The sequence below is a fragment of the Gammaproteobacteria bacterium genome (assembly GCA_033344735.1).
Lineage (GTDB): Bacteria > Pseudomonadota > Gammaproteobacteria > UBA4575 > UBA4575 > UBA1858.
The window spans coordinates 256,112-281,981 of the sequence record JAWPMW010000001.1; the positions used below are offsets into that span (position 1 = coordinate 256,112).

The window sequence follows — 25,870 nt, forward strand, 5'->3', positions numbered from 1 at the left end:
GAAGTTGAACTATGCTTAATTTGTTTGGTAGAAACAAAAGCAGTGATTTAAGGCAAGATGTGCCTAGCACCCAGTCAGTAGAATCTAAAAGTAAGTATTCAATTCAGCTAGATTCCAATGGAAAAATTTTATTTATTAGCTTTGGATTGAAAGAATATTTTCTAATTTATGATATTTATGATGCTACACAAGTGCTTCCAGATAATGTTGCACAAATATGTCAATCTCTTTCAAAATCTGCAGAGTCTCAAGTTATTAGATGTGAGCTTAACGATAAGATATGGGTATGGGAGTTATCAACTCAGAGTAAAAATACTGTATTCGTTGAGCTTCTTAATGCTAATGATTTTGAAAATATTGATCGAACATCATCCGGTGAAGATGTAGATCAACTTAATGAAGAATTATTTGGAAGTATTCCAGCTAGCATATGTGTGACTACATATGAATCATTTGAAGTCGTTTACACTAATAAGAAGTTTATTGAGATGTTCTCGTTGGAGAACAAAAAGATGCAAGAAATATCAGAATTGATAAAAAATGAAGCTGTTCTGCAAGATATCAAAGCATCCATTAATGATGCGGATCAAGTTGATAATGTTTTATTTGTTTTCGCGAAATCAGGGGAGAGCTTTTGGCAGAATAGTAACTTATATATATCTATAAATATAAAACGGTCAAAGAAAATATTTGGAGATGCGCTGGTTTGGAGGTTTGAAGATGTCACTGAACTTAAAACCTTGCAGTATAAGCACAAGCAATATAAAAGAAAGTTTGATACAGCGATACAAGCTGCAACAGAAGGTATCTGGGAATGGTCTAAATTAAAAGATGATGGAGACTGGTGGTCTAACCCAATGTACAGTTTGTTAGGTTTAGATAATGACAATTCTAAACCATCATTTGAACTCATCAAAAGGCTAATGCATCCCAAAGAGAAGAAGATATTTGATCGTCTTGTTGAAAGTGAAATTAGAAATAAGCAATTCTTTTCTATGGAATGTCGTTTAACTGTTAAAGAGAAAGGTTTCCGTTGGTTTAGATTACGAGTTGTAGGGTCGTTTGATTCATCAGGCGATCTTAATAAAATGATTGGTTCTTTAGTAAATATACATGCAGAGAAAACTAATCGAATTCAGTTACAGCAAGAAAAAGATAAGGCAATTGCTACATTGAACTCTATTGTTGATGCGGTTATAACCACTAATGCAGAAGGTGTCGTAGAATACGAAAACGCGGCTGCAGAAAGGTTGACTGGTGTATCTAGAGAAGATACGCGTGGTAAAAGTATAGAGAAGGTAATTTCATTTTTTAAAGAACATTCAATGAATGATATTGATAATCCAGTGCTCACTTGTCTGAAGACAGGCGAGCGTATGAATCAAAAAATTTATGCTGATATGTTAGATAAGGATGGCACTAGATATACTGTTCAAGTAATGGCTGCACCTCTAGTGCGTAAGGATGGCCAGATTTTTGGAGCAGTATTAGTGCTTAATGATGTAACTAATATTCGTATTTTGTCGAGACGATTAAAGTATCAAGCATCACATGATATTTTAACTAAACTTATTAATCGCAGCGAATTTGAAAAAAGGGTGAATAATGCGATAACTATTGCGCAAAATTACGAAGGTAATTCTGCGGTGCTTTACATTGATCTGGATAGATTTAAATTAATTAATGATATATGTGGCCATGCTGCTGGAGATGAATTGCTCAAACAGGTAGCAAAGCTGCTGAGAACCATAGTCAACAAAAAAAATTCTGTTGCACGCATGGGCGGTGATGAATTTGCAGTCTTAATCGAAGATACCAATATCGTTAGTGCAGAAAAAGTAGCTGAAAAAATACTAACTGACCTGGCGGCATATAGATTCTCATGGGACGAAAAAACATTTAGCATAGAATGTAGTATTGGAATGGCTGAGATTCAATCTTCTTGTGATGGGTTAACTTATATTTTAAATGCAGTTGATAGTGCATGTTATTTAGCTAAGGAATCTGGACGAAACTGTATTCGAAAATACTGTGATGGTGATGACACTATTATTGAGAGGAAAGGGCAAGAACGTTGGATTCAACATTTTGACAAAGCAATAGAATCAGATGGTCTTGTTCTTTATGCGCAACCGATAGTATCTCTTGCAAAAGACAAACCCAAGAAAACCTCTATAGAAGTATTAGTGCGTATGCTGGATGAAGACGGTAGTATTATTCCACCTAATGCATTTTTGCCAGCCGTTGAAAGATATGACCGCGCATATAAATTGGATCGCTGGATTATTGAAAAAGTATTTCAATACATAAGCGAAAACAAGAATAAAGTTAAAGAACTGACTAAAATTTCAATTAATTTGTCTGGACAATCGGTTGCTGAAGATGAATTGCTTTCATTTATCCAAGATAAGTCCAGGGAGTACAAGATTGATTCGACAAAAATATGTTTTGAAATCACAGAGACTGCAGCTATTGCTAACTTAACAACTGCTATAGATTTGATCGAGCAACTAAAAGATGATGGCTTTTTATTTGCATTGGATGATTTTGGATCTGGTTTGTCATCATTTGCATATTTGAAGACATTGCCCGTAGACTTTCTTAAAATTGATGGGATCTTTGTAAAAGATATGCAAACTGATAAAGTTAATTATGCAATGGTTAAAGCTATTCACGAAATGAGCGCAGTGCTAGATAAACAAACGATCGCTGAATATGTGGAAAATGAAGCGGTAGTTGAGTTATTAACAGAAATTGGTGTGGATTATGGGCAAGGATTCCACTTAGGTAAACCAGAGCCTATCGAAAATTATCTCGTAAATAAAAGTTTTCTTAAAAAAATATCAAATTCAGCTGCATAGCTGGACAATATATTTCTGTCATTCTTATAGGCAATTCGAATAACTCGTCTTCAATAATTTTAGTTTGGTTATAACCTATCTTTTTATTACGTATTAAAAAAAACGAATATTTTTATTAATATCCTCTATATTTTGTAAATTTCAATATTGGTTATTATTTAACCAAATAATATATCGCTACAATACCTAATATTGGTTTAAAGATATTGCCAATTCTAAGTATGTCTTTGTTGATCATTCTAAATTCTAGAATTTAAAATCAAAGTTGTTACATTTTAGTAACATCTTTTGAGTACAATATAAGGGCATAATAATAATAATGAGTATATTCATGAAAAAAACCCTATATATCCTTACTTTATTTCTGGTTATTAATGTCAATTGTGTATTTGCAGAAACAGTAAATTATTATCTTCAACCGGGTGATGTGCTGTCAGTATCTGTTTGGAAGGAAGAAGATCTACAACAATTATTATTAGTGCGGCCTGATGGTGGAATATCTTTTCCTTTAGTTGGTGATATCCAGGCTAGTGGAAATACAATTGAAGGTATTAGGCAAATTATTACACGAAAACTGAGTAAATTGATTCCTGATGTGCAGGTGAGTGTTGCATTACAAGAACTGAATGGCAATTTGATTTATGTAGTAGGTAAAGTAAATCGACCGGGAGTATTTCCTTTTAGTAAAAATGTTGATGTATTGCAAGCACTAGGTATGGCGGGTGGTGCGACTGCATTTGCAGCGTTGAATGATATTAAAGTTTTGCGTAGGGAAGCTGGCCAGCTTAAGTCAATCAAGTTTCGTTATGCTGATATAGAAAAAGGTAGAGACCTTCAACAAAATATTATTTTACAAAGTGGCGATACTGTCCTTGTTCCATAACACTTATTTAGTATTTATTATTCATGAATTTAAAGCATATAACGTTTCTATCACCGATAGTTATAGCTATGACAATTGTAATTCCTGCGCGCGCAGATGGATGGTTTTATCAGACCTCTATGAGCACAAATTTAGAAGCAGATGACAATAAACGTTTGCGTTCAGAAAATGAAAAAGGTGTAGTAGGTGCTAATGCAAAAGTTGATATCAAATTATCAAATGTCACTGAAATAAGTGAAGTATATGTTCGAGGTGCGCTGCGTTCGGTGCGCTACGATGGAGATGATGATCGAGCCGCAGATACTGATGATCAGCTGTTATATGCGGGTGGTCGATGGGATGGGGAAAGATCTCAACTTAGTGTCGATGGGGAATTTCTTAGGCAATCATCGCAATTTACAGAGTTGACAGATACGGGCTTCCTTGAGGATGCGAATAGACGTGTAGATAAGTCTTTATCTTCACAATATAGCTATATAGTGAGAGAAGATACTCAGATTTTTGTGGGCGGTAGTTACACTGAAGTAGATTTTCCAAATTCAATACCTGTATCACTTACAGAATATTCTGTTGAAGGATTAAATGCAGGTGTTCAACATAATTTTGATGCGCTTAATTATGTGACATTAAATATATTTAGTTCTGATTATGAAGCAGATAACTCTAGCGATAATGAGGTTAATACAATAGGTAGCAATATTCGATATAACACCTCTTTTACTGAATTGTGGCAAGGTTATGCGCAATTGGGATATCGGAAATCAAATTTTAAGAATCAAATTTCTGGCTCAATTGTTAGAAATGATGACACAGGGGTTTCATATGATTTCGGTGCTACTAGGAATGATGAAGTTTCAAGATTTAATGTTGATTTTAGTAATTCCTTGGAACCAAGTGCAGATGGCGATGTAAACGAGCGTACTGAGGTTAACTTTACTTACAATAGACAGTTTAGTAGCCGTATTAGTAGCCGGGTAGGTTTGAAGTGGTTTGAAGACGAATCAATTAATAATAATCAAGAAGAAGAGCGAGAGTATTGGCAATTATCACTTGGCGCCGATTATCGTCTGACTCCTAAATGGTATGTTACTAGTCAAGTTCGTCATAGAGATACAAAAACAGATAACGATATTAATAGTACAAGTGCAGAATCTGATGCAGTAATCATAGGTATTCGATTTCAAGGTCAAGAAAATAGAATTTAACAAGATATGAACAATAGTAATGAGTATGATGATGCGCTAGAGCCGGAAAAAAGTCTTGCTGATTGGATTCGCGCAATCAAAAGAAGAAAGACATCAGTGATGATAACTGCTGGTGTTTTAATAGTAATTTCTGCGCTACTAGCTTTTTTCTTGCCTGCCAAATATCAATCTGCAGGAACTATCTTGATAGAACAACAAGAGATTCCGCAAGATTTTGTACGCTCAACTATCACCACATTTGCTGATCAAAGACTTCAAGTGATTAAGCAGCGTGTAATGACATCTACGAATCTATTTAAAATCATAGATAAATTTAGTTTGTATCAAGATTTGTTAGAGGAAGAGCCTAGAGAAGTAGTATTAGAAGAAATTCGAGATGCTATTTCATTAGATTTTATTAGTGCAGATGTCATTGATCCTAGAAGCGGACGTCCAGTTCAGGCAACTATCGCTTTTCAAGTCTCATATGAGCATGAGTCACCTGCATTAGCGCATAAGGTTGCAAATGAGATTACTGGTTTATTTCTCAATGAAAATATAAAAGAGCGTACACAAAAAGCTCAAGATGCAACTAAGTTTCTAGAGGATGAGTCTAGTAAGCTCGAAGGTGAAATTAGTAAACTAGAGGAAAATCTAGCGGAGTTTAAAACTGGTAACGTTGAGAAATTACCAGAGTTGGTATCTATGAATCTTAATTTGATGGATAGAACTGATCAAGAAATTAAGCAGATTGACCAACAGTTACGTACTTTGAAAGAACGCCAGATTTACTTGCAATCTGAGCTAGCCCAAATGAATCCTAATCAAGCTTTGTATAGTGAACAGGGTGAACGTTTACTTGGATCAGGCGATCGGTTGAAAATTCTTAGAATACAGCTTGCACAACTATCCGGAATATATTCAGACAATCATCCAGATATTCTGCGTACTAAAAGAGAAATTGCATCGTTGGAGAAAGACAGTGAGCAAAATGGTAGTGGCTTAAAAGAAATTAATGCTGAGTTACAACTGTTAAAACAACGCTTGCAACAAGCTGAACTAAAATATTCAAGTAATCATCCTGACGTAAAGTCGTTAAGGCGTTCCATAGAATCTCTTGAATCTACACTTGCTACAACTGATTCTAATGCGAGACCGAAACTACAATCCAGCGATATATCAAATCCAGCATATTCACAATTGCAAGCACAGTTAGAAGCATCAAATTCTGAGATTAACAGTCTGAAAATTACCCGTTCTTCTCTACAAGCTAAAATACAAATGTTGGAAAAGAGATTAATAGAGTCTCCAGAAGTTGAGCGAAAATACCGTGCGTTAGTGCGTGATTACGATAATGCACGTATAAAATATGCAGATGTTAAAGCTAAGCTATCTGAAGCTAAGATTGGAGAGTCACTTGAGCTAGGTAATCAGAGTGAGCGGTTTACGATTATTGAACCACCTTTGCTGCCCGAACAACCAGTTAGTCCAAATAGGCCAGCTATCTTAATTTTAGGTATGTTGTTAAGTGGAATTGCAGCGTTAGGCGTCGTGTTGATAAAAGAAAGTTTGGATGATGCTATTTATGATCGTTCAACTGTACTTCAATTAACTGGATATATGCCGATAGCAGTACTTCCTACTATGTATACAATTGAAGAAGTATCAAAATCTGAAAAAACAAAATTATATTTTTGGGGCTTGATATTAATGGGTGTGGCTTGTGTGCTTTTATTGCTACATATCTTCTATCTGCCTTTGGATGTGCTCTTTTATAAAGTACTTAGAAAGATCTAATTTAATAAACAAACAAATATAATAGTCGTGGATAAAATTACAAAAGCATTAGAGAAAACACGAGCCACAAGAGATCAGCACTCGCTTGAAACTGTGAGTGCTGATGTAAATGATAGTTCTATATCTTTAACTAAAAATAATAATGTTTATGAAATAAAAACATTTTCACCCAATGCATTGACTCTAGAAAAGAATAGAGTGCTTAATAAAGCTAGTAGAGAAGAAATGATTCAGCCATATAAAGTACTGCGTACCCGTTTAATGCATCTAATGAATGAAAAAGATTGGCATAGCATAGCTGTTGTTAGTCCAACAAAGGATGACGGCAAATCAACTGTGGCTATAAACTTATCTATTAGTGTAGGAAACAGTAGAAAAGCAAATGCAGTTTTATTGGATTTAGATTTGTTAACGCCATCTATACATTCATATTTTGGTTATGAGCCAGAATTCGGTTTGGATGAGTTTTTTGAAAAAAATGTGCCATTGTCAGATATTCTAGTTTCACCTGATATGGATGGTTTAGCTATTGCGCCATCTATTAAGCCATTACATGACTCTTCCGAATACCTTTCTACTTATAGAGGTGCAGACCTTATTGAAGAAGCAAGTGATGTATACAAAAATGGTGTGATCATTGTCGATCTCCCTCCCGTACTTGTTAGTGATGATGCAATATCATTTTTACCTCATGTTGATGCAGTATTGCTTGTTGTTAGAGAAGGTAAAACTAATAAATTAGATTTGCAGCGTACTCAAGAAATGCTTGCTGGGGTAAATATAGCTGGCGTGGTCATAAATGATTCTTTAGAACCTGCTACGCTGGGCTATTATTAGTCAGCATTAACAAGTAGCGGAAAATACGCATGTATAACGAGCACTTTGGGTTAAGCGAAAAGCCTTTCGCTCTGTCTCCCGACCCTGGGTTTTTATATTTCACAAAAAGTCATCGATTAGCCATGACCATGCTTGAGTACGGTATACAAAATGAATCTGGATTTACTCTTATTAGTGGTGAGGTGGGTTGCGGTAAGACCACTTTAATCAGGTATCTGCTGCGAAATTTGGATGATAGTTATACGGTCGGACTAATTAGCAATACCCATGAATCTTTTGGGGAACTTATTGATCTAGTGTTATTAGCATTTGATCTGGAATACAAAAATAAATCAAATATTGAGAAATACCATACCTTTGAAAATTTCTTATTAGAGCAGTATGGCATGGGTCAAAATACGATTTTGATCGTTGATGAAGCCCAGAACCTTAGTTCACGTATGCTCGAAGAACTTCGGGTAATTTCTAATATAAACTCTGAAAAAGATCAATTATTCCAGATTGTTCTTTCTGGCCAGCCTGAAATACGTGAAACACTTAGAATGCCTGAATTGAAGCAATTTGCGCAGCGAATATCATCAGATTTTCATTTAACGCCATTAACATTGGAGCAGCTCACAGAGTATATAAAACATCGTCTAAAAGTGGCAGGAGCAAGGCAAATGTTATTTACCAATAGTGCTATACGTATGATATTTAATTTTAGTAAAGGTGTGCCGAGAGTTGCAAATACATTTTGTGATTTATCGCTAGTATATGCATATGCAGATGGGCTTGAAGCAGTTGATTGGAGAACCGTCATGAGAGTTGCAATTGATAAAAAAAATAGTGGTGCAGTTGGAATTTTATAGATAAGTTAGAGAAGTAAATATATGTCGGAAGTAAATAACCAAAGTAATGACCAATCAGTTGCGTGGAAATTTTCATTCACTTACATATGCTTGATTGTTGTTTCATTTATATTTCTTTATTTGCTTTTTAAGGAAGGTATATTACATGCTGTTCAGAAATGGGACTCACCAGAATATAGTCACGCATATTTAATACCATTTATCTCTTTGTTTATCATATGGCAAAAAAATTCAGAAATAATAAAAGATAAGTTCAATGGCTCATGGTTAGGTGTAGCAATATTATTGCTGGGTATATTTTTCTGGTTTTTAGGAGAAGTCAGCACTCTCTATGTCATAATTAAATATTCCTTGCTAGTTGTTTTATTCGGGGTAGTGCTTTCCTTTTCTGGTATTAAAAGATTTCACTACTTTTTGGTACCGATATTTTTATTATTTTTCACAATACCGTTGCCAAGTTTCATATATAACAATTTATCTGCATATTTACAGCTCATTTCATCTAGTATAGGTGTCGAAGTAATTCGATTATTTGGAATTAGTGTCTTTCTTGAAGGTAATGTAATCGATCTCGGAAATTATAAATTACAAGTCGTGGAAGCATGTAATGGTCTAAGGTACTTGTTTCCTCTGGTAACTCTGGGAGTAATAACTGCATATTTTTATAATGATAGTTTTTGGAAAAAATGTGTGGTGGTCATTTCTACTTTACCTATTACTATATTAATGAACAGTATTCGAATAGGAATCATAGGTGTTCTAGTAGAATACTGGGGTATTGCAATGGCTGAAGGTTTTTTGCATGACTTTGAAGGTTGGGTGATCTTTATGGTTTGTTTTGCAATTTTGCTAACAGAGATTTGGCTATTATCTAAAATTACGACTGGTAGGTCTTTGAGAGAAGTATTGAGTATTGATGTTCCTGGGAAATTAGATCTATCTAATTATTCTATTAATGAGAGGCATATACCAAAACCATTTTATGCATCTATATTAGTTTTGTTTATAGTTGTTGCAGCAAAATTTTCGTTGCCAGAACGTCAAGATAATATTCCAGATAGGCAGGAATTTATAGATTTCCCTGCACAGATTTCAAATTGGCAAAGTGTGAGAAAAACTATGGAAGCTAAGTTTATTGATGCATTGAAATTTGAAGATTATTTATTAGCAAATTACTTCAGTGATCAAGGAGCGCTAGAACTATACATTGCCTATTATGATTCACAGAGAAAGGGCGAATCAGCACATTCGCCGCGATCATGTTTACCGGGTGCAGGTTGGAAGATTACAGATAGAAATCAAATTGCATTTAATTATGAAAATACAGATGACAGTGATTCAGAGATCTCTATCAGTCGTATGTTAGTACAGCAGGGTGATAATAAATACTTAATGTATTATTGGTTTAAGCAACGTGATCGTCATATTACGAATGAATACTTAGTTAAATGGTATTTATTTTGGGATGGAGTCACAAGTAATAGAACTGATGGTGCACTAATTAGAATTATGTATCCAATCAGACAAGGTCAGGACGTGCAAGAAGGTGATCAAGTAGTGCAGTCATTTTTGCAAGACACGTTGCCAATATTGTCTGAATTTGTTCCTGATTAACAGTTAAAAGAGATATTCATGCTGTTTTATACAATATTTCTAGTGGCAATGTTTACTGCGATAGTATTGATTCCGCCATTAACGTTCATTTATCAAAAGCTTAATATTGTTGATATACCATCCCCGAGAAAGGTTCATACAAAACCCATCCCTAGAGTCGGAGGAGTAGCAATTGTTATCGCAACAATTATTCCAATTATTGGCTGGATGCAACTAGATGATCCAGTAATTGGCCTATTAGCTGGAATTGTTGTGTTATTTATTCTAGGAGTGTTTGATGATGCGAAAAATTTAACTTACAAAATAAAATTTTTATTCCAAATCGTATCTATATTATTGGTTTTTGTCTTTGGATTTATTGATGTGCAATCATCACACTTTGTCGTTAATGAGTTATTGTCTGGTTTAATCGTTTTAGTTGCTTATTTTTTGTTTATCTTGGGTGTTACTAATGCTATTAATTTATCAGATGGACTTGATGGATTGGCAGGAGGGGAAGCGTTGCTTTCTTTCAGCATTATCGGTTTGTTAGCCTATGAATCCACTAATACCTCTATCATTCTTATTGTACTAGCTATTATAGGTGCTGTATTTGGTTTCCTACGTTTTAACACTTATCCAGCTAAGATATTCATGGGTGATACAGGCAGCTTGTTTTTGGGATTCATTTTAGGCTTGCTAAGTGTGGCTCTAACATACAGGGCAGATTATGCATATGCAAAACTACTGCCCTTATTGTTAGTTGGATTACCTGTGTTAGATACCTTAATGGTCATGGTTATTAGAATATATAACAGTCAATCTCCTTTTAATGCAGACAGGAATCATTTGCATCACAGATTATTGGATCATGGTTTTGAGCATTATCAAAGTGTTTTAATTATATATCTAATTCAAAGTATCTTTGTGCTAACAGCTTATTTCATGCGTTACGATACAGAATTAAATATTATTATTGCTTTTATGATTATCTCATTTTTTGCAATATTATTGAGTTATATAACTAGAAAGAAAAGCAATACGAAAACATTTGATAGTTCTTTACTTGAACGAATTAGTATGTGGTTAAAATCAATTGTAAATTCACATACAGAAAAATTATTTACATTATTGGCTGCACTATTAATTTTATATGCTTTAACTTCTTCATTAAGCATGCAGAAATTTGATATAGACGTATTAATTCTGCTTTCTGCAATATTTATTGTTGGTGTAATTGGTCTGATACTTTTTAGAAGAAAGCCAAGTAATTGGATAGAGAGAATAGCTATTCATATTATGATAGTTCTATCTATATATTTTGGTGCTAACTCAGATAGCAGTAATGTATTTGAAGGTTTCCAGATGGTTATGCTGCTTTTGTGTGTGTTTGTCATTGTTGTACTTTTCGCAGGAGAGGGTAGAAAGAAGTTTATAGGGTCACCTTTAGATTTTCTTTTAGTTGCTACAGCAATTGTGATACCAAATTTACCTGATTCGCCAATTTCAGATCATGGCTTAAGTTTTTTGATAATGAAACTAATTATATTATTTTATTGTGTAGAGTATGTTTTATTTAATATTGTTAAAAACTGGTGGGTAATTCGTTCTACTTTAATTGTGAGCGCTTTCATACCGATTACATTAAATTATTTATAGTAAAGTCTTGATAATATTCTCAGATTAGCTGAAGGGGTTTGTAGTGAATAAGTTTTTTGTTATTTTAGTTTTTGTTATTTTACTTATAAGTGGTTGTGGTGGTGCTGATTCAAGAAAAGCGAAATATCTGCAAAGCGGTAATGAGCATTACTCTCATGATGATTGTAAAAAAGCATCATTGGATTATAAAAATGTATTGCAAATAGATCCAAAAGATGTCGATGGCCTTGTTGGATATGCTCGATGCTTGATAGAAGAGAAGGAGTGGAGAAAAGCATATCAATCATTGCTGAGTGCGATAGAATCTGACCCAAATTCAGTAAATGCTAAGTTGGAATTGTCTAAAGTATATTTAATATCTGGTGATGGAGATAAATCCTATCAGTTGATTGAAGAAGTACTTGTTACTGATCCAAAAAATGCTACTGCAATTGCGCTGCGAGGAATATTTCACTTAAAGAATAGTACACTTACTGCAGCGCGAACTGATTCGCAACAGGCTATTAGTTTAGAAGGCGATAACTTGTCTGCTATTACTTTGCTTTCATCTTTATATGTCAAAGAAGGTAAAGCAGCAGATGCCGCTAAATACATAAGTAGTATTATTTCTAAAAATGAAATTGATAAAAGAAAGAAAAAAGAACTTCAGATAATTTTGATAGCGCTTTATGGCCATCTAGATGATCTTGATAACGTTACTCTAATATATAAAAGTCTAATAGCACAGTATCCGAAAAATAAGAATTATGTGTACAGATTGGCTGCAATTTATGCTCGCTATGACAATATCGTAGAGGCAGAGAATTTATTGCTTTCAAGTATTGATCCCGATGATAGCGATAGTCAGCTTGCTTACATCTCTTTTTTAAATACATTTAAGTCTCCTCTTGAAGCTACAGATAAGTTAGAAGAATTTATTGAAGAATTTAAAGATAACGGGAGGCTTAAGTTAACACTAGGCAAGCGTTATTTGAATAATGATGAGATAGATAAAGCAAAATTATTATTAACACAATTATCAGAAGATATATCTGTTGTAGAGCATATCGAGGCTAAAAATGAATTAGCATTTTTACTCTTAAGAGAAAATAAACCAGCTGAAGCAAAAAATTTAGTTCAACAAGTATTGTCTGAGCAGCCAAATAATATAAGAGCACTAGTATTACGTGGAACAATGGCTATTTCTAATCGTGATGCCCCTCAAGCTATCTCAGATTTTAGAACTATATTACGTGATCAGCCAAATAATACATTTGCAATAAGGCAGCTAGCTACTGCATATATTCTTAATGATCAAGAAGAACTGGCTAAAGAATTGCTACAGAAAGCTATAGATATAGATAGTAATGATAAAGAGTTAGGCCTTTTATATGCACGACTACAGGGTAAGGATAATGAGTTTGAATCTGCTATTACTACAGTCAATGATCTTTTAGAGTCTAATAATGATGATATAGATACTATAAAAACTTTATTTGATCTACAAATAGCAAATAAAGATTACGAAGGCGCCAAACAAACTGCTGAATCTATGAAATATACTTTAGAGGATAATCCGCTTGGTTACTATTTATCGGGTATTCTTTTGCAAAATGAAAATGATTCTACTGCAGCAGAAAAAGAATTTTTGACTGCCCTTGAAAAACAACCGCGTGCGAATGAACCTCTTTCTGGATTGGTTAGACTGTATCTATCAAATGGTAATCAAGATAAGGCAATTACATTGTTAAATAATATTATTAATGATGATCCTGACTATTTGGTTCCTTATAATTTGTTAGGTGAGGTTGGTATTGCAATTAAAGACTATGAAATGGCCATTGATAGCTTTAAGTCAGCTATTGAAGTCAATGATAAATGGTGGATTCCGTATCGCGGTCTTTCAATAACTTATACTGCTAAAGGAGATAAGGACAAAGCAATTCAGGTATTGCAAGATGCATTTGATAAGGAAGTAGGGGTTGAGCGTTTAGGAATTGAATTAGCTTTAGCTCAATATCGAGAGGGGCTAAGATCAACTTCAATTAGTACATACGAGAAAATTATTAATGATATTCCAACATCTTTGTTGGCTAAGAATAATTTAGCGATGATATTGGTCGATGATCAGGCTAATCAAAACGATATTAATAAAGCACTGGTCTATATTAAAGATTTAGTAGACTTAGAAGAAGCAGCCTCACTAGATACAGTTGGCTGGGTGTATTACAAAGCTGGTAATTTTGCTAAGGCAATTGAGATTCTTGAGAAAGCTGTTGCTATGGCCTCGAATGCTGCCGAATTACACTATCATCTTGGGATGGCATATAGTGCTGATGGTGGCGATGTGGAAAAAGCAAAAGAGCATTTAGGTATTGCAGCGGAGTCGGAACAAAACTTCGATGGTAAAGATAAGGCTGTTGCAAAATTAAATCAATTATAATCTTGATCTATATTACTTGGATTCAGAGTTGATATGTTATTTATGTAATTATCATTATTTTCTGGCTACAAGATATCGTGGCTCTGTACGTCTATCAGTTAACTTGGTAGTGTCAGTAGTTGGATTTTGCCGATTATGTAACCTTTGAATTTTGTTGAATATGTCATTGGTTTGTTTGCGAATTTTTTTCTGCATAATACCCTCAGCACTGTATCGGCTGCTATAGGGATTTGTTTATTAGAGGATTTTATTCGGCTAGATATTTCTCAGCAATTCTGAAGTTAACCTCTCTTAACTTGTTGTTATTTAAGAAAATATTTAAATTTTGTGCCGGCCTTAATTTGCTAGCATATTTTGCTATATCTGGGTCATTCAAATCTTGCTGATTAAATGCCACAAATATTACTGGATGTCCCTGCCACTGAATAGGATTAGTCCATTGCTCATACATAGTGGCTGATTTACCTACTGCGTTTCTTGAAACAATATTGTTTACCTGATTATCAATATCATAGAAGCGTAATGAACTTGCAATAGACCATTTGCTTAGTCCTATTATTAATGGTCTTTGCCCAGTTTCCTGAGTGAGTTGTCTTTCTATTGAGTCAATTTTATGTGCTGCTTGCTTCCAAAAGTAATGGTTGCTTATATGCGTGTTAGATTTTATTGGTAATCCCAATGCTGCGTAGTGGAGCAGGCCTCCATATGTTAGACATAGTATTCCTGCTGAATATAAAGTTAGTTTGGTAAATAATTTTTTATTAATAAAGATTGAGGTCGGACTTAGAGCATGAGACATCAAGGGTATGGCAACTAACCAAATTGGTGCTGTCCAATGAAAACGAGGGTAGTGAGTAAGACTGAAATATACATAAACAGCTAATGGAATTAGAGTGAATATTACAAAAAATTGTTTATAAGTTTTGATATCAGATAATGAATTTTCTTTATTAGAGATTAACGTTGCTAAGTTTTTATATGTGTTTATTAAAAATAGTAAAATAAATGGTGATAAAAGTATTATCAGGTGTAGTAATAAATAATGTGTTGAAAATTCTGAAGATCGATCTAACCGTCTAGTTGTTTGAAAAATGAACGAGGCCCATTCATTAGCTGCATTCCAATATAATGTTGGTGAGAATAAAATAATAGCTATTATTCCAGAAAGATAAACAATTGGTTTTTTCCACCATTGTCGTGATTCTTCATTTACGCAGATAAAAATGATTATACTCACAGCTATTAATGCCATAGAGTATTTTGAAAGCATGCCTAGCCCTATACATATTCCCAGACTAATCCAAGAGTGAGATGATTTCTCAAATACTATTTTTGCAATAAAATACAGGCTTGCTGTCCATAGTGTGATTTGCAAAGCATCTGTTGTGGCAAGAAATCCTGTGACAACAGTGAGTGGTATTATAGAAGTTAAAAGTAATGAAATATATGCCGATGTTTTATCAAATAAAAGTAAGCTGAGACGAAACATGAAATAGAGACTTGCAACACCGCAGCAGAATGAAAATAGCCTTACTCCAAGCTCATTGTCGCCAAATACACTCGTTCCTATCCAAATTAACCATGCAATCAAAGGTGGATGGTCTAAATATCCTATACTTAAATGTTCTTTATAATTCCAGTAATAAGCTTCGTCGGGTATAAGTTCGGTCGATCCTAAATACAAAAAACGCAAGATAAGCACGAAGGCAGTTGTAGCTATTGCTAATACGCGCCAATTTATAGAATTATATTTAAAGTTCTTATTCTTATCGGCCGGAAATACAATAAAGGAAGCTCCAAAATAATTAACTAAGGCGGCTGCAATAATGGCTGGGTATATTGCTAAACTTGGATCAACATTTAACAAGTTAATCAGAATTGCCAGTACTCCTCCACGTATTGTTAATGCAATTAAGCCAAAGTAAATATACTTAATTGCTTTTTTAAGCCAGCTATTAAATGAGTCATGAATGTACTTGAAGGACCATATTGAATTAAAAGTATAGTTAAATGTGGCAGCTATAAAAAAACTGCTTATGTGCGCACTGCTAATACTCCAGTCTCTACTCAAAAACATTTTAAAAAACAGGGCGTCTATGGCTACACCAAGTATACCTATCACTATGAATCTACCAGTAGTGGTACCGCTTACTCTCCCTCCACTTAATTCAAGTAAGCGTTGGAAGTATTGTATGAGCTGTTTGGCAGAAAGTTTTGATTCTCCAAGAATTCGGTCTGTGAATACAATGGGTGTTTCTGTTACTCGAAACTTATCTAGGCCAGAAGCAAGTAATTCCAACAGTACTTTGTATCCTCTCGCGTCTTTATCTATATTAGCAAAGCATTCTTTCTTGCAGGCGAAAAATCCAGAAGTAGTATCTTTGACGTCAGTCAATACTCTTGCTGGTAATCCTCCGAACCAAGATAAGAACCGTCTATGAATAGGCCAATCCGCAATTCCGCCATCTTTAGTGTAACGGCTGCCAACAACAACATCATGAGTATCATCAATGATAGGTTTGAGTAAATGCGGTACGCGCTCAATGGGGTGGCTTAGATCAGCATCCATAACTAATATATAATCAGATTTGCTGGCAGCTACGCCATCTAGAATGGCCTGTGTCAAGTCTGGGCTACTAGTACGTTGTAATACAGATATCCAGTTAAAACGTTTACTCCAAGCATTGATTTTTTCAATAGTGTTGTCTTTAGATTGATCATCTACGAATAAAACTTTGAGATCACAATTTTCTACAATGATTTTGCTTAGACCTTCTAAAAGAGGATCAATGTTATCTTGTTCATTCAGCGTAGGAATGATGATTGTAGCGCTGCTCATTGATTACTCAGTGAAGGGTAGGTTGTTGGGTAATTGATATAAAATTGTGAAGGAATGATACCAGAAATCAGGGTTATATACGTCAGGCGCTTGGTCAATTCTACAATGGAACTCAGTGCTTATTTCTTCCTATGATTTATCATGCTAAATCTTAAAAGTACTAATTATTTGCAGTGTAGTTTGAATATATCATCTGATATCTGGGATACATTAATATCAGAGAAGCGCCCAGTAAGGTCTTGGAAACGAGAAATCCGTTGATGTAAATAATCAATACTAATAGGTGGGAACCGATGTTTATGATAAGCAGCGCTATTTCGATTAGATGATTTTTTGCTTCTAATTATTTTTACTAATGTGCGCGCGTTATTATGTACTATACTTGGAGATCTAGCCAGTATGCCGCGTTGACTATATGATGTTTCAATATAATTTTTAGATAATGTGCTAATTATTTTGTCTGTTGCAAAATCGCCCTCTAGACTGTTGATATGATTCGAAAGTAAATGGTATTTATTACTATTCTTATTGTCTGTTGAGAGTATTGTTTCGACATTTTCTATCAAACTTTGATTACTGCTAGCAATATCACATAAGACTTTGGGTAATTTGTCATCAATTTGATCATTAGTTATAGGGTAGTAACCAAGTGTGGGCTTATTTAATAAAGTAGCTTCAATTGAAGTAGTGCAGCCATTGGAGATTAAGATCTTTGATCCCATTATCCAAGGGATCACATTTCCATTATTGGTTACTTTAATATTTGTATGCTCAGAAAAAAGATGTTGCCAGTTTGCTACATTTTCTGAAGGGTGAGGCCGGACGATTATATTTATTGAAGGAAATATTTTTGCTAGTAAAGGTATAACATTTTTAAATTCATTGAAGAGTATTTGCTTATGTTTAAAGCGATTAGCGATATAATCATCATTAGAATTTTCACTGAAGTTCTTATCTCTATTAGCTTCATCATTGCCAACGCTAGGGATAAAGTGATTGACCTGGCCAAAATTGGTATTGATGAGAATATAGTTGCCGTGTTCCTCAATAATTTTATTTGTTTCAGGATTAAAATAGCTGCGTAGCTCTGGTCTTAATATATCTATTCTTGGGTTACCTGTAATATGTACTGGCTGATTACTATAAGCAGAGTAATTTTTAAACACATTGGCATCGCTATTACCCCAAGCGAATAAATGATCTATATATCCGAATGCGGTTGGCGATAATCTATGCATATAGTATTGTTCATCAGGCAGTCTTACTAAACCTTCTTCGTCCCATGCAGCAATTCTATGACCTAAGCCATTCATGATTTTAAACATTCTGTTGCTGAATCTACGCATACTCTTAGCTAGGTAGACTGCATTACGTACTTTTGATGAATGGTGATGAATATAAGCTCGTGAGCCAATAATGGTGTTGAAACCTTTTTCCGCCGCTGCACAAGCAAGTAGTATTTTTCCATCTAGTTCGCGCACCTGGCTCTCGACAGGAATGAGTAAAGTATTAAACGTACTCATAGCTTATTATATAGCTCATTAAGAAGTACTTCTGCGAGCTTTAAATCAATTTCTTCATCGATATTTACCACAGGGCGTTCAATTACAAGAGGGATGCATTGCTTCTCCATTAAATTATAGTTGTCTATTAAACTGTTTCGTGTTGTTGCATAACAGATGCCATTACGATGAAAAAAATCAGGGATTTGTTGGCGGATAGAGTATTTAATTCCACCTTCTAAGTATGAGTTAATAAAACCTGAATCAGATAATTGTAAAGTTTTGTGTGGGGTATAGTGTCCTGGTGTTTTGCTGACGCTTGCAACGCTGAAAGAGTTTTGTTCTATCAGTAATGTAACAGCGTTGGTAATATCTTCTGGTGTTCTCATCGGGCTGGTTGGTTCTAACAACACAGAAATATCGAAGCTTTTACTATAATAATCTTCGCAATATAACCAGGCGTGTCTCCATACATCAATCGACTTTGCATCATCGGTAGATAATTCTTCAGGGCGAGTAAATGGTACGTCTATATTTAATTCTTTTGCATGTTCGCAAATTTCATCATCATCAGAGCTGAGGATTACTGCATCTATCCAGTTTAGCTGGTTGACGCAATCTGAAGCATGTGAAATTAAAGATTTACCATGAATATGACGTAGATTTTTTCGAGGTATGCCTTTACTGCCACCACGTGCTGGTATGACAGCAAGAATATTTTTTTTCTTGAATGACATGATTAAGTGCGACTAGTGACTAGCGTTTTTCAGCGAGAATTGAAAAACCGACTGGAAATTTAGTATGTTCGCGCACTAAATTGTCTTTGAATTTTTCTTCCCATTCTTTTAGTTGAGGCCAATGTTCAGTATAAAACCATTCTTCAGTTTTTTCTCTTTCATCAGGTGGCATGTATTCCAAGGCTTGAAGCCAGCAATAACCAATAGCGCTGAATGGACCGCCATCAAGATGTGTGTCTACTGGATGAAGCCCGACTGAACGCATAATTTCATACATTCCATAGGGTGTATAACGCAGATAATCATCGGGAATTTGATGTAGCTCTCTTAACGTGGGTTCAAACACAAATACTTTCCCATGGGGTTTGGTGATTCTAGCCATTTCACAAAATAAAGTATGTTGGTCAGCTATGTGATGAACTAAGTTTGGTACTAATACTAAATCAGCAGTATTCTCGGCTAGGCCTGTATTCTCGATAGGTGCACGCTTTGTGATAGGGACGCGTAGAAAATTCTCGTCTACTACTTTATCTTTATTATAAGCACCGCGATTATCCGCGCTATTAGGGCTGCAATCGATGGAGATGAATTCTTGTCGATGGAAATATGGGCCGACCAAACTGAGTCCACCATATAACAGTCCACGCTCTAATGAAACAACAGTAGTCTCAGGTGCCGCTTGCTGAGAAAGTTTTTTTATTTCGCGTAATAATAAATTAAAATGTGGTAAGCGATCGGTTAAAAAGACCTTTTCCGCAAGGACTTGGGTGTGCTTGTCTAGTTGGTCATTTGAGTAACTCATATGCTTATTGTACTAGAAAAATATGTGGGGATACCTGTTTAATCTCTACTGGTTTGTCTGTGTTGATAATTTGAGCAAATCGATCGATTTTGGTTTGTAACTCCTTTTGCTCCAATGTTGGAAATCGCACTTGTTGAAAAGAATGATGGTATTTAGAACTTTTGAATATACCTTTGATGCGTTTTATTGTCCTACGTTTAGATGCTAGTAGCTTTCCATGCATTTTGTCGGCCAGAGAGTTCTCAGATTTTGGTGTGTTGAGAATTTGCTTGATAATATCAATAATACTAGAACAACTTAGTTTGTCTTTATCAAACTCAATATATTTATTAAGTATTGATGAATCTAATGTAGGTGTAATATCATTCAAGTATTTATCTAACATTTTGGCCACTTCAGAATGATCTGAGCATTGATGACTGAGTTGATCCGGTATAATTGCGTCATAACCGTATCGTAGATCTACTGTCGGCACATAAGCTATAGCCGGTTTGTTAGAGAGGTATGCTTCAATGCCAGTGGTACATCCGCTGTGGATAACTGCAGTTGCAGACCTAATCCAAGGGATAACGTTACCTTTTTGCACTACTTCAACATTATTATGTTGTGCGGCAACGCTATAATATATATCTTTATTTTCTACAGGATGAGGGCGGATAATAAATTTTATATCTTTGAATTTATCAGCAAGATAAGGAATTAATGATATAAAATTTTCGTAAATTGATTGCTTGAATTTAGCGCGTCCTTCAGAAAACTGTCGTCCCATTCCGGTAGCACCTCGACCCATGTCTTTGTAGTTGCCATTTTCATCTTTGGTAGTAAATAAATTATGTATTGGTAAATGTGCATTAACATTTCCAAAGTTGGTATTGAGTAAAATAAACTTCCCATGATTTTTAATAATATCGGTTATTTCATCTTCATAATAGTATGCAAATTCTTTGCGAAGCATGTCTAAGCGGGGGTTACCAACTTTGTATATAGGTAATGTTTGTGGAAGTGAAGGGTATGATCTGAATAAATCTTCATTTTCTTGTCCCCATGCGAATAAATATGAGATATAAGAAGCTGCAATAGGTGAAAGTCTGCGTTTGAAATAGATATCAGCTGGATAATGAACTAATGCTTCTTCGTCCCACGCACAAATTGTGTGACCTAGCTTAGATAAGATGCGAAACATTTTGTCACTACGTTGAGTAAAGCTTTTAGCTAGATAGATACTGCGTGGAAATTTGGTAATCATGATGTCCATCTCTGTTCGATAACCAATATAGCTTTTAATACCTTCTTTAGCTGCACATACTGCCAGTAGTAGCTTGGGATCCAGCTCGCGCACTTGATTTTCAATAGGGATTAATAATGGTTGAGTGCTAGACACTGATTTAAATAATTTTATTAGTTAGTTGATCCCATCTTGTTTCAAATGCATCGATTATTTTTTTATCATAACAGCAAGCGACGACTTCATGATTCAACATGAAAGATCTGGAAGACCAATTAAAACTGCCGAACATCACGCAGTGTTCTTGATCAGATTTATATAAGATGAACTTGTTATGCATTAAACAGTTATTCTCTAATTTTGGTTGATAATATTTTATTTTATGCTTTTCCAGAAAAGCCAATTGCTTATTAGGCACTCTACGCTGACTTGATTCTAAAATTAATTCTATTTTCTTTCCAGCTCTCATAGCGATTTTTATTGGCCTTAAGATGCCTGGCCCCTTAAGGTGAGAGATAGCACATTTAACAATTGCATTATTATCTTTTCTCGATAGTAATATGTTGATAGGGTGAGTATGCAGTCTAGGAAGAAAGTCAATTGTCCAGTTTTTCGATCGATAAGAGATATTGTGTGTTGATGAAACACGTGCAAACATTCTTCGCCAAAAATTTTGTATATTTGAAATGTAATTTTTCAGGTATTTTACAGTTTCTTGATCATTGACTGTTACTAATACATTGTGACTGATTGAGTGATCACCAATTTTATTAATCGAATCTTCACTAAGATGCACTACTCCAGCGGTCGGGTTGTAAGAACCTAATAGTACTCGTGGAGCAGGGTGGGAAAAGTAATATAGTTTGCTATGAAGATGTGCATGCCAGTGTATTCCTATATATTCCCATAAGGGTCTAATTTTTACGACGTTAATTTTAATTGATGAGTTATTAAGTTGTGAAATCTTGTTAATACACATGAGATTAATACTGGGAGAGCGTGGTCTCCCGTCTAAAGTTAATTCTACATTTACACCTCGTGTGGATGCATCAATTAAGGCTTGCAATATAATAGGATCATTTAAGTAGTAGCATAGCCAGTTGATATTGCCATTAGCAGGAACTGCGTTTATATGCTCAATTAAAATATCACGCAGCAAATTTTTGCTTTTATCAGGACCGCCAAAGTAAGTCGTAGGTAAGTTTGTCACGGTGCAGACACGCGAATATTAATATCGCAGTGTTTTTTCAGTGTTGTTACCGGCATTAGCTATTGTTTCGGCAATACGTATACCTGCTTTGCCGTTTCCATACAGTGGATTAGAGGAGTACTTCCCATGTTTGACTTGTTTAAGTAGTGCGTTTTTAATTTCTTCACTATTGTATGTCACATCGATAACATTCTCTCCGCGATCTCTACCATTTTGGCGGCTACCAATGTTCACTGAAGGAGCGCCTATAAAAGTGCTTTCTCGAATCCCTACACTTGAATTTCCCACAATGCATTCGCTACGGTTTAGTAGTTGAATAAAATTTTCTGGTGGGAGATTTTTAACAAAGTGAATGTGATTTGTTTCATTGTTCTCTCTGAATGCGCGAATGCCTTTGGATGTGCCGTCAGAGCCAGCATCAACATTTGGCCAAAACCAAAGTGTTGGAATTTGACATTGCTCAATTGCCTGAAGTGTTTGTTCTATATGAAGTCGCGCTTGTTTATACTCTGTTGTCACCGGGTGTTGCATGACTATAATGAATGGTTTATTTAAGTCTACATTAGCGCCAACGCCACCTAGTTGTTTAGCAATACGGCCTACATTATCAGCTTGATTTTCACAGGCCTGCATAGCTAAGTCGATAGAGGGGCATCCAGTTATATACACTTGCTGAGGATTTTCACCCATTTTAATTACGCGTTGAGCAGCTTGTTCACCTGAAACACAGTGAATATCGGCAAGCTTAGTAATAGAGTGCCTGACTTTTTCATCTATTGAGCCAGTTACTTCGCCACCTTGCACATGCACCAAGGGGATATGCATATAGCTTGCTGCAATGGCCGTTGCCATGGTTTCAAAGCGATCTGCAATTGTGACAACAAAATCAGGTTGAAGGTTATCAAATACGGTGGCAAGTTCTGTCACGCCAAGTCCAGTAGACTTTGCTGAAGTTACTGGGTTTTCTCCCTCGAGAATCATATAGACACGTCGATCAATAGTAAAACCTTCACTTTCTATAACTTTGTCAGCACTGCCATAACGGTCGAGTAGTGCAGATGCCGCGACTACTAATTGTAATTCTAATTCTTTGTGTTCACAGATAGCGTGAAGTAGAGAGCGAATTCTAGCGTAACTGGGTCTAGCAGTAATAACGACACATACTTTGCGCACTTTTTGCTACTCCAAATTCTCTAATTGAATCATCGAGTTTGCTTCGATATCAATACGTGTTTTTTTGCCAAGTACCTGATTGATTTTATTGGCCGGGATACCGGTACCAGGCTTCTTAGTTGTAATCATATCAGCGCTAACAACTTGGCCTTTTTTGATTGGTGTCGTTGCATATAGACTCTTCATGAAAATTTTGCGTAAAGGCTCTGCTTCTGCATCAGGAGAAGACTTGTCGACTGGGTGATTAATAGTTTTTTCGATATAACGAATGCCTTCAACTAAAGTTTTTAGTTCTTGGGTCGTAATCGAAGCAACCACATCGGGGCCGAACATCTCTCTACTTAGTGTTATATGTACTTCTAGTACTTGAATATTTTGTGCTGCAGCCGCAAGACCAGAGTAAATAGTTCCAGAATGATCAGATAAACCAACTGCACAATTATAATCATCTCTAAATTGATTTATTACATTTAGTCCAAGTCTTTCAGGACTGCAAGGGTATTGAGATGTACATTGAAGTAGTGCCAATGGACTATTGGCTTTCTGGATATATGCCACTGCTTCAGTAATTTCAGCGCTAGCGCTTAAACCGGTAGATAAAATCACTGGCTTTTGAGTTGCAAGAATGCAATCGAATAGAGGTGTATTCGTGATTTCACCAGATGCAATTTTCCATGCACCTATTCCTAAGTTTTCTAAAAGCTCTACAGCTTTAATTGAAAATGGAGAACTTAAAAAATGTAAGCCTATCTGGTCGGCATGACGTTTAAGTTCTTGCCATTGTGAAGGAGTAAATTCCATGCGTCGCCAATAGTCCATGCGCGTGTCATCTTGTTGGCTAAACTTGGTGCGCCAGGGTTCTGCAAGCGTGCTTTCTTCTTCTGCTATGTGAGTTTGGAACTTAATTGCATCAGCGCCTGCATTAGCGGCAGCATCAATATGCGCATGCGCCATGCCTAAGCTACCGTCATGATTTTGTGCAACTTCAGCGATAATGGCACATGAGCCATTATTAACAGGATTGTCTAACCAAGTTTGAGTTTTCACAGTCATGAGTACCTTTTACTGCCTATTGTGAATAGACTTGCAGGTCCTTAAGCTAATTGCTCTTTCAGTGCAGGAACTTGGAAACTTGCAAATGCATCAAGAACAACATCAAGTTGCGCGCGAGTATGTGCTGCACTGACACTACAGCGTAGTAAGCATTTGCTATTTGGTGTGGCTGGTGGCATGACTAAATTCACATAGATACCGCGATCAAATAATTTCTTCCACATGGCTAAGGCGTTCTCACGTTCGCCAACATTGACAGCTATGACTGGACTGACTTCTGGGCTTAGATCGTAGCCCATCACTTTTAAGCCGTCATATAGTCTATTTGCATTCTCCCACAATTGTTTGCGCAAACCTGGGTTGTTGCGAATTATTTCAAGAGCGGCCCTTGTTGATGCAATAGTACCAGGTGAGGGAGATGCAGTGAAAATATAAGGGCGACTTGTATATCTTATTACTTCTAATTCAGAATGCTGGCTTACGCAGTAACCACCTATACCAGCTAAACTTTTGCTGAATGTGCCGGTAATAAAGTCTACGTGCTCCTCTACTTCTAACTCTTGTGAAAGGCCGCGTCCACTTTCTCCTAGCACGCCTAATGAATGTGCTTCGTCTACCAATAGTAAAGCATCATATTTTTGTTTAACGGCGACGATTTCTTTTAAATTACCACGATCACCAAGCATACTATAGATGCCTTCGATTATTATTAAGGTGGTTGATGCTTTGTCACCAAGTCTACGCAAGCGCTTATCTAAGTCTTCTGCATTATTATGTCTGAAGTGAATAATATCAGCACCACTTAAATTACAGCCATCGTAAATAGATGCATGACAGTGTTCATCTATCATGATCGTATCGCCTTTGCTAACTAAGGCTGAAATCATGCCTAAGTTGGCAGTGTAGCCAGTTGAGAATACAATTGAGTTTGATACACCATAAAAATCTGCTAACTCATTTTCGAGATCTTGATGTCCCGCATAAGAGCCATTAGCTAGACGTGAGCCGGTAGTGCCTGTTCCGTAAGTTCTGGTTGCTTGATGATTGGCATTAATACATTGATTATCAAATGTCAGGCCAAGATAATTATTAGTACCGACTAAAATGGTTCTTCTGCCTTTTACGCTGCCTTCAGTGGCAGAGTATAAATGTTCGATGACTGCGCCAAGAGGAGCCATTCTGTCATCATCCATAGTGGCATGTTGTTGAGTGAATTGTTGAAGTCGGTCTAGCAGGCTCATT

18 protein-coding genes are annotated in these 25,870 nt (G+C 35.7%); 9 read left to right on the forward strand and 9 right to left on the reverse strand.

The genetic code is table 11. The features are described 5' to 3' along the window. Nucleotides 1-11: 11 nt before the first annotated feature. The 9 genes from R8G33_01360 to R8G33_01400 all read left to right on the forward strand — a co-directional run bounded on the left by R8G33_01360 (nt 12) and on the right by R8G33_01400 (nt 14,087). Nucleotides 12-2,861, forward strand: coding sequence for an EAL domain-containing protein (locus R8G33_01360; GenBank protein MDW3094297.1), 2,850 nt, complete (start codon nt 12-14; stop codon nt 2,859-2,861). A 331-nt stretch (nt 2,862-3,192) separates the two neighbouring features. After that, complete coding sequence (locus R8G33_01365; GenBank protein ID MDW3094298.1) at nt 3,193-3,744, forward strand: polysaccharide biosynthesis/export family protein; 552 nt, start codon at nt 3,193-3,195, stop codon at nt 3,742-3,744. 68 nt (nt 3,745-3,812) lie between these two features. Further along, nucleotides 3,813-4,949, forward strand: coding sequence for a hypothetical protein (locus R8G33_01370; GenBank protein MDW3094299.1), 1,137 nt, complete (start codon nt 3,813-3,815; stop codon nt 4,947-4,949). Between the two features lie 6 nt (nt 4,950-4,955). Beyond that, on the forward strand, nt 4,956-6,725 hold the full coding sequence (locus tag R8G33_01375; protein ID MDW3094300.1) for a lipopolysaccharide biosynthesis protein: 1,770 nt from the start codon (nt 4,956-4,958) through the stop codon (nt 6,723-6,725). Nucleotides 6,726-6,752: 27 nt separating this feature from the next. Then, nucleotides 6,753-7,562: a CpsD/CapB family tyrosine-protein kinase gene (locus tag R8G33_01380; GenBank protein ID MDW3094301.1), complete on the forward strand. Its 810-nt coding sequence runs from the start codon at nt 6,753-6,755 to the stop codon at nt 7,560-7,562. A gap of 29 nt (nt 7,563-7,591) precedes the next feature. Continuing rightward, complete coding sequence (locus R8G33_01385; protein ID MDW3094302.1) at nt 7,592-8,413, forward strand: AAA family ATPase; 822 nt, start codon at nt 7,592-7,594, stop codon at nt 8,411-8,413. A 21-nt stretch (nt 8,414-8,434) separates the two neighbouring features. Beyond that, entirely contained in the window at nt 8,435-10,027 is a 1,593-nt protein-coding gene (xrtD, locus tag R8G33_01390) for a VPLPA-CTERM-specific exosortase XrtD (GenBank protein MDW3094303.1), read from the forward strand. Nucleotides 10,028-10,045: 18 nt separating this feature from the next. Next, on the forward strand, nt 10,046-11,665 hold the full coding sequence (locus R8G33_01395; protein ID MDW3094304.1) for an MraY family glycosyltransferase: 1,620 nt from the start codon (nt 10,046-10,048) through the stop codon (nt 11,663-11,665). Nucleotides 11,666-11,708: 43 nt separating this feature from the next. Beyond that, a complete protein-coding gene (locus tag R8G33_01400; protein ID MDW3094305.1) occupies nt 11,709-14,087 on the forward strand; it encodes a tetratricopeptide repeat protein in 2,379 nt (792 codons plus the stop codon). A 247-nt stretch (nt 14,088-14,334) separates the two neighbouring features. Here the strand turns inward: R8G33_01400 and R8G33_01405 are convergent, their stop codons facing one another. The 9 genes from R8G33_01405 to R8G33_01445 form a co-directional block, all read right to left on the reverse strand. After that, nucleotides 14,335-16,926 carry a glycosyltransferase family 39 protein gene (locus R8G33_01405; protein MDW3094306.1) on the reverse strand — a complete coding sequence of 864 codons (2,592 nt, stop codon included), beginning with the start codon at nt 16,924-16,926 and terminating at the stop codon, nt 14,335-14,337. Between the two features lie 164 nt (nt 16,927-17,090). Next, nucleotides 17,091-18,449 (reverse strand): hypothetical protein, encoded by a 1,359-nt coding sequence (locus R8G33_01410; protein ID MDW3094307.1) that lies wholly within the window; start codon nt 18,447-18,449, stop codon nt 17,091-17,093. Next, nucleotides 18,446-19,165, reverse strand: coding sequence for an acylneuraminate cytidylyltransferase family protein (locus R8G33_01415; protein ID MDW3094308.1), 720 nt, complete (start codon nt 19,163-19,165; stop codon nt 18,446-18,448). The genes R8G33_01410 and R8G33_01415 overlap by 4 nt, the downstream gene beginning before the upstream one ends. 19 nt (nt 19,166-19,184) lie before the next feature. Further along, a complete protein-coding gene (locus R8G33_01420; protein MDW3094309.1) occupies nt 19,185-19,967 on the reverse strand; it encodes a methyltransferase domain-containing protein in 783 nt (260 codons plus the stop codon). A 4-nt stretch (nt 19,968-19,971) separates the two neighbouring features. After that, nucleotides 19,972-21,348, reverse strand: coding sequence for a hypothetical protein (locus R8G33_01425; GenBank protein ID MDW3094310.1), 1,377 nt, complete (start codon nt 21,346-21,348; stop codon nt 19,972-19,974). Nucleotides 21,349-21,352: 4 nt separating this feature from the next. After that, on the reverse strand, nt 21,353-22,402 hold the full coding sequence (locus R8G33_01430) for a phospholipase D-like domain-containing protein (protein MDW3094311.1): 1,050 nt from the start codon (nt 22,400-22,402) through the stop codon (nt 21,353-21,355). Nucleotides 22,403-22,420: 18 nt separating this feature from the next. Continuing rightward, on the reverse strand, nt 22,421-23,575 hold the full coding sequence (neuC, locus tag R8G33_01435) for a UDP-N-acetylglucosamine 2-epimerase (GenBank protein MDW3094312.1): 1,155 nt from the start codon (nt 23,573-23,575) through the stop codon (nt 22,421-22,423). Between the two features lie 6 nt (nt 23,576-23,581). Then, nucleotides 23,582-24,628: an N-acetylneuraminate synthase family protein gene (locus R8G33_01440; GenBank protein MDW3094313.1), complete on the reverse strand. Its 1,047-nt coding sequence runs from the start codon at nt 24,626-24,628 to the stop codon at nt 23,582-23,584. 41 nt (nt 24,629-24,669) lie between these two features. Beyond that, a complete protein-coding gene (locus R8G33_01445) occupies nt 24,670-25,869 on the reverse strand; it encodes an aminotransferase class I/II-fold pyridoxal phosphate-dependent enzyme (GenBank protein MDW3094314.1) in 1,200 nt (399 codons plus the stop codon). Nucleotide 25,870 lies beyond the last annotated feature (1 nt).

What these genes read in the sequence shown, in the direction of transcription:
- R8G33_01360 (MDW3094297.1), top strand. Translation starts at nt 12, where the DNA reads ATGCTTAATTTGTTTGGTAGAAACAAAAGCAGTGATTTAAGGCAAGAT.
- R8G33_01365 (MDW3094298.1), top strand. Translation starts at nt 3,193, where the DNA reads ATGAAAAAAACCCTATATATCCTTACTTTATTTCTGGTTATTAATGTC.
- R8G33_01370 (MDW3094299.1), top strand. Translation starts at nt 3,813, where the DNA reads ATGACAATTGTAATTCCTGCGCGCGCAGATGGATGGTTTTATCAGACC.
- R8G33_01375 (MDW3094300.1), top strand. Translation starts at nt 4,956, where the DNA reads ATGAACAATAGTAATGAGTATGATGATGCGCTAGAGCCGGAAAAAAGT.
- R8G33_01385 (MDW3094302.1), top strand. Translation starts at nt 7,592, where the DNA reads ATGTATAACGAGCACTTTGGGTTAAGCGAAAAGCCTTTCGCTCTGTCT.
- xrtD (MDW3094303.1), top strand. Translation starts at nt 8,435, where the DNA reads ATGTCGGAAGTAAATAACCAAAGTAATGACCAATCAGTTGCGTGGAAA.
- R8G33_01395 (MDW3094304.1), top strand. Translation starts at nt 10,046, where the DNA reads ATGCTGTTTTATACAATATTTCTAGTGGCAATGTTTACTGCGATAGTA.
- R8G33_01405 (MDW3094306.1), bottom strand. Translation starts at nt 16,926, where the DNA reads ATGAGCAGCGCTACAATCATCATTCCTACGCTGAATGAACAAGATAAC.
- R8G33_01410 (MDW3094307.1), bottom strand. Translation starts at nt 18,449, where the DNA reads ATGAGTACGTTTAATACTTTACTCATTCCTGTCGAGAGCCAGGTGCGC.
- R8G33_01415 (MDW3094308.1), bottom strand. Translation starts at nt 19,165, where the DNA reads ATGTCATTCAAGAAAAAAAATATTCTTGCTGTCATACCAGCACGTGGT.
- R8G33_01420 (MDW3094309.1), bottom strand. Translation starts at nt 19,967, where the DNA reads ATGAGTTACTCAAATGACCAACTAGACAAGCACACCCAAGTCCTTGCG.
- R8G33_01440 (MDW3094313.1), bottom strand. Translation starts at nt 24,628, where the DNA reads ATGACTGTGAAAACTCAAACTTGGTTAGACAATCCTGTTAATAATGGC.
- R8G33_01445 (MDW3094314.1), bottom strand. Translation starts at nt 25,869, where the DNA reads ATGAGCCTGCTAGACCGACTTCAACAATTCACTCAACAACATGCCACT.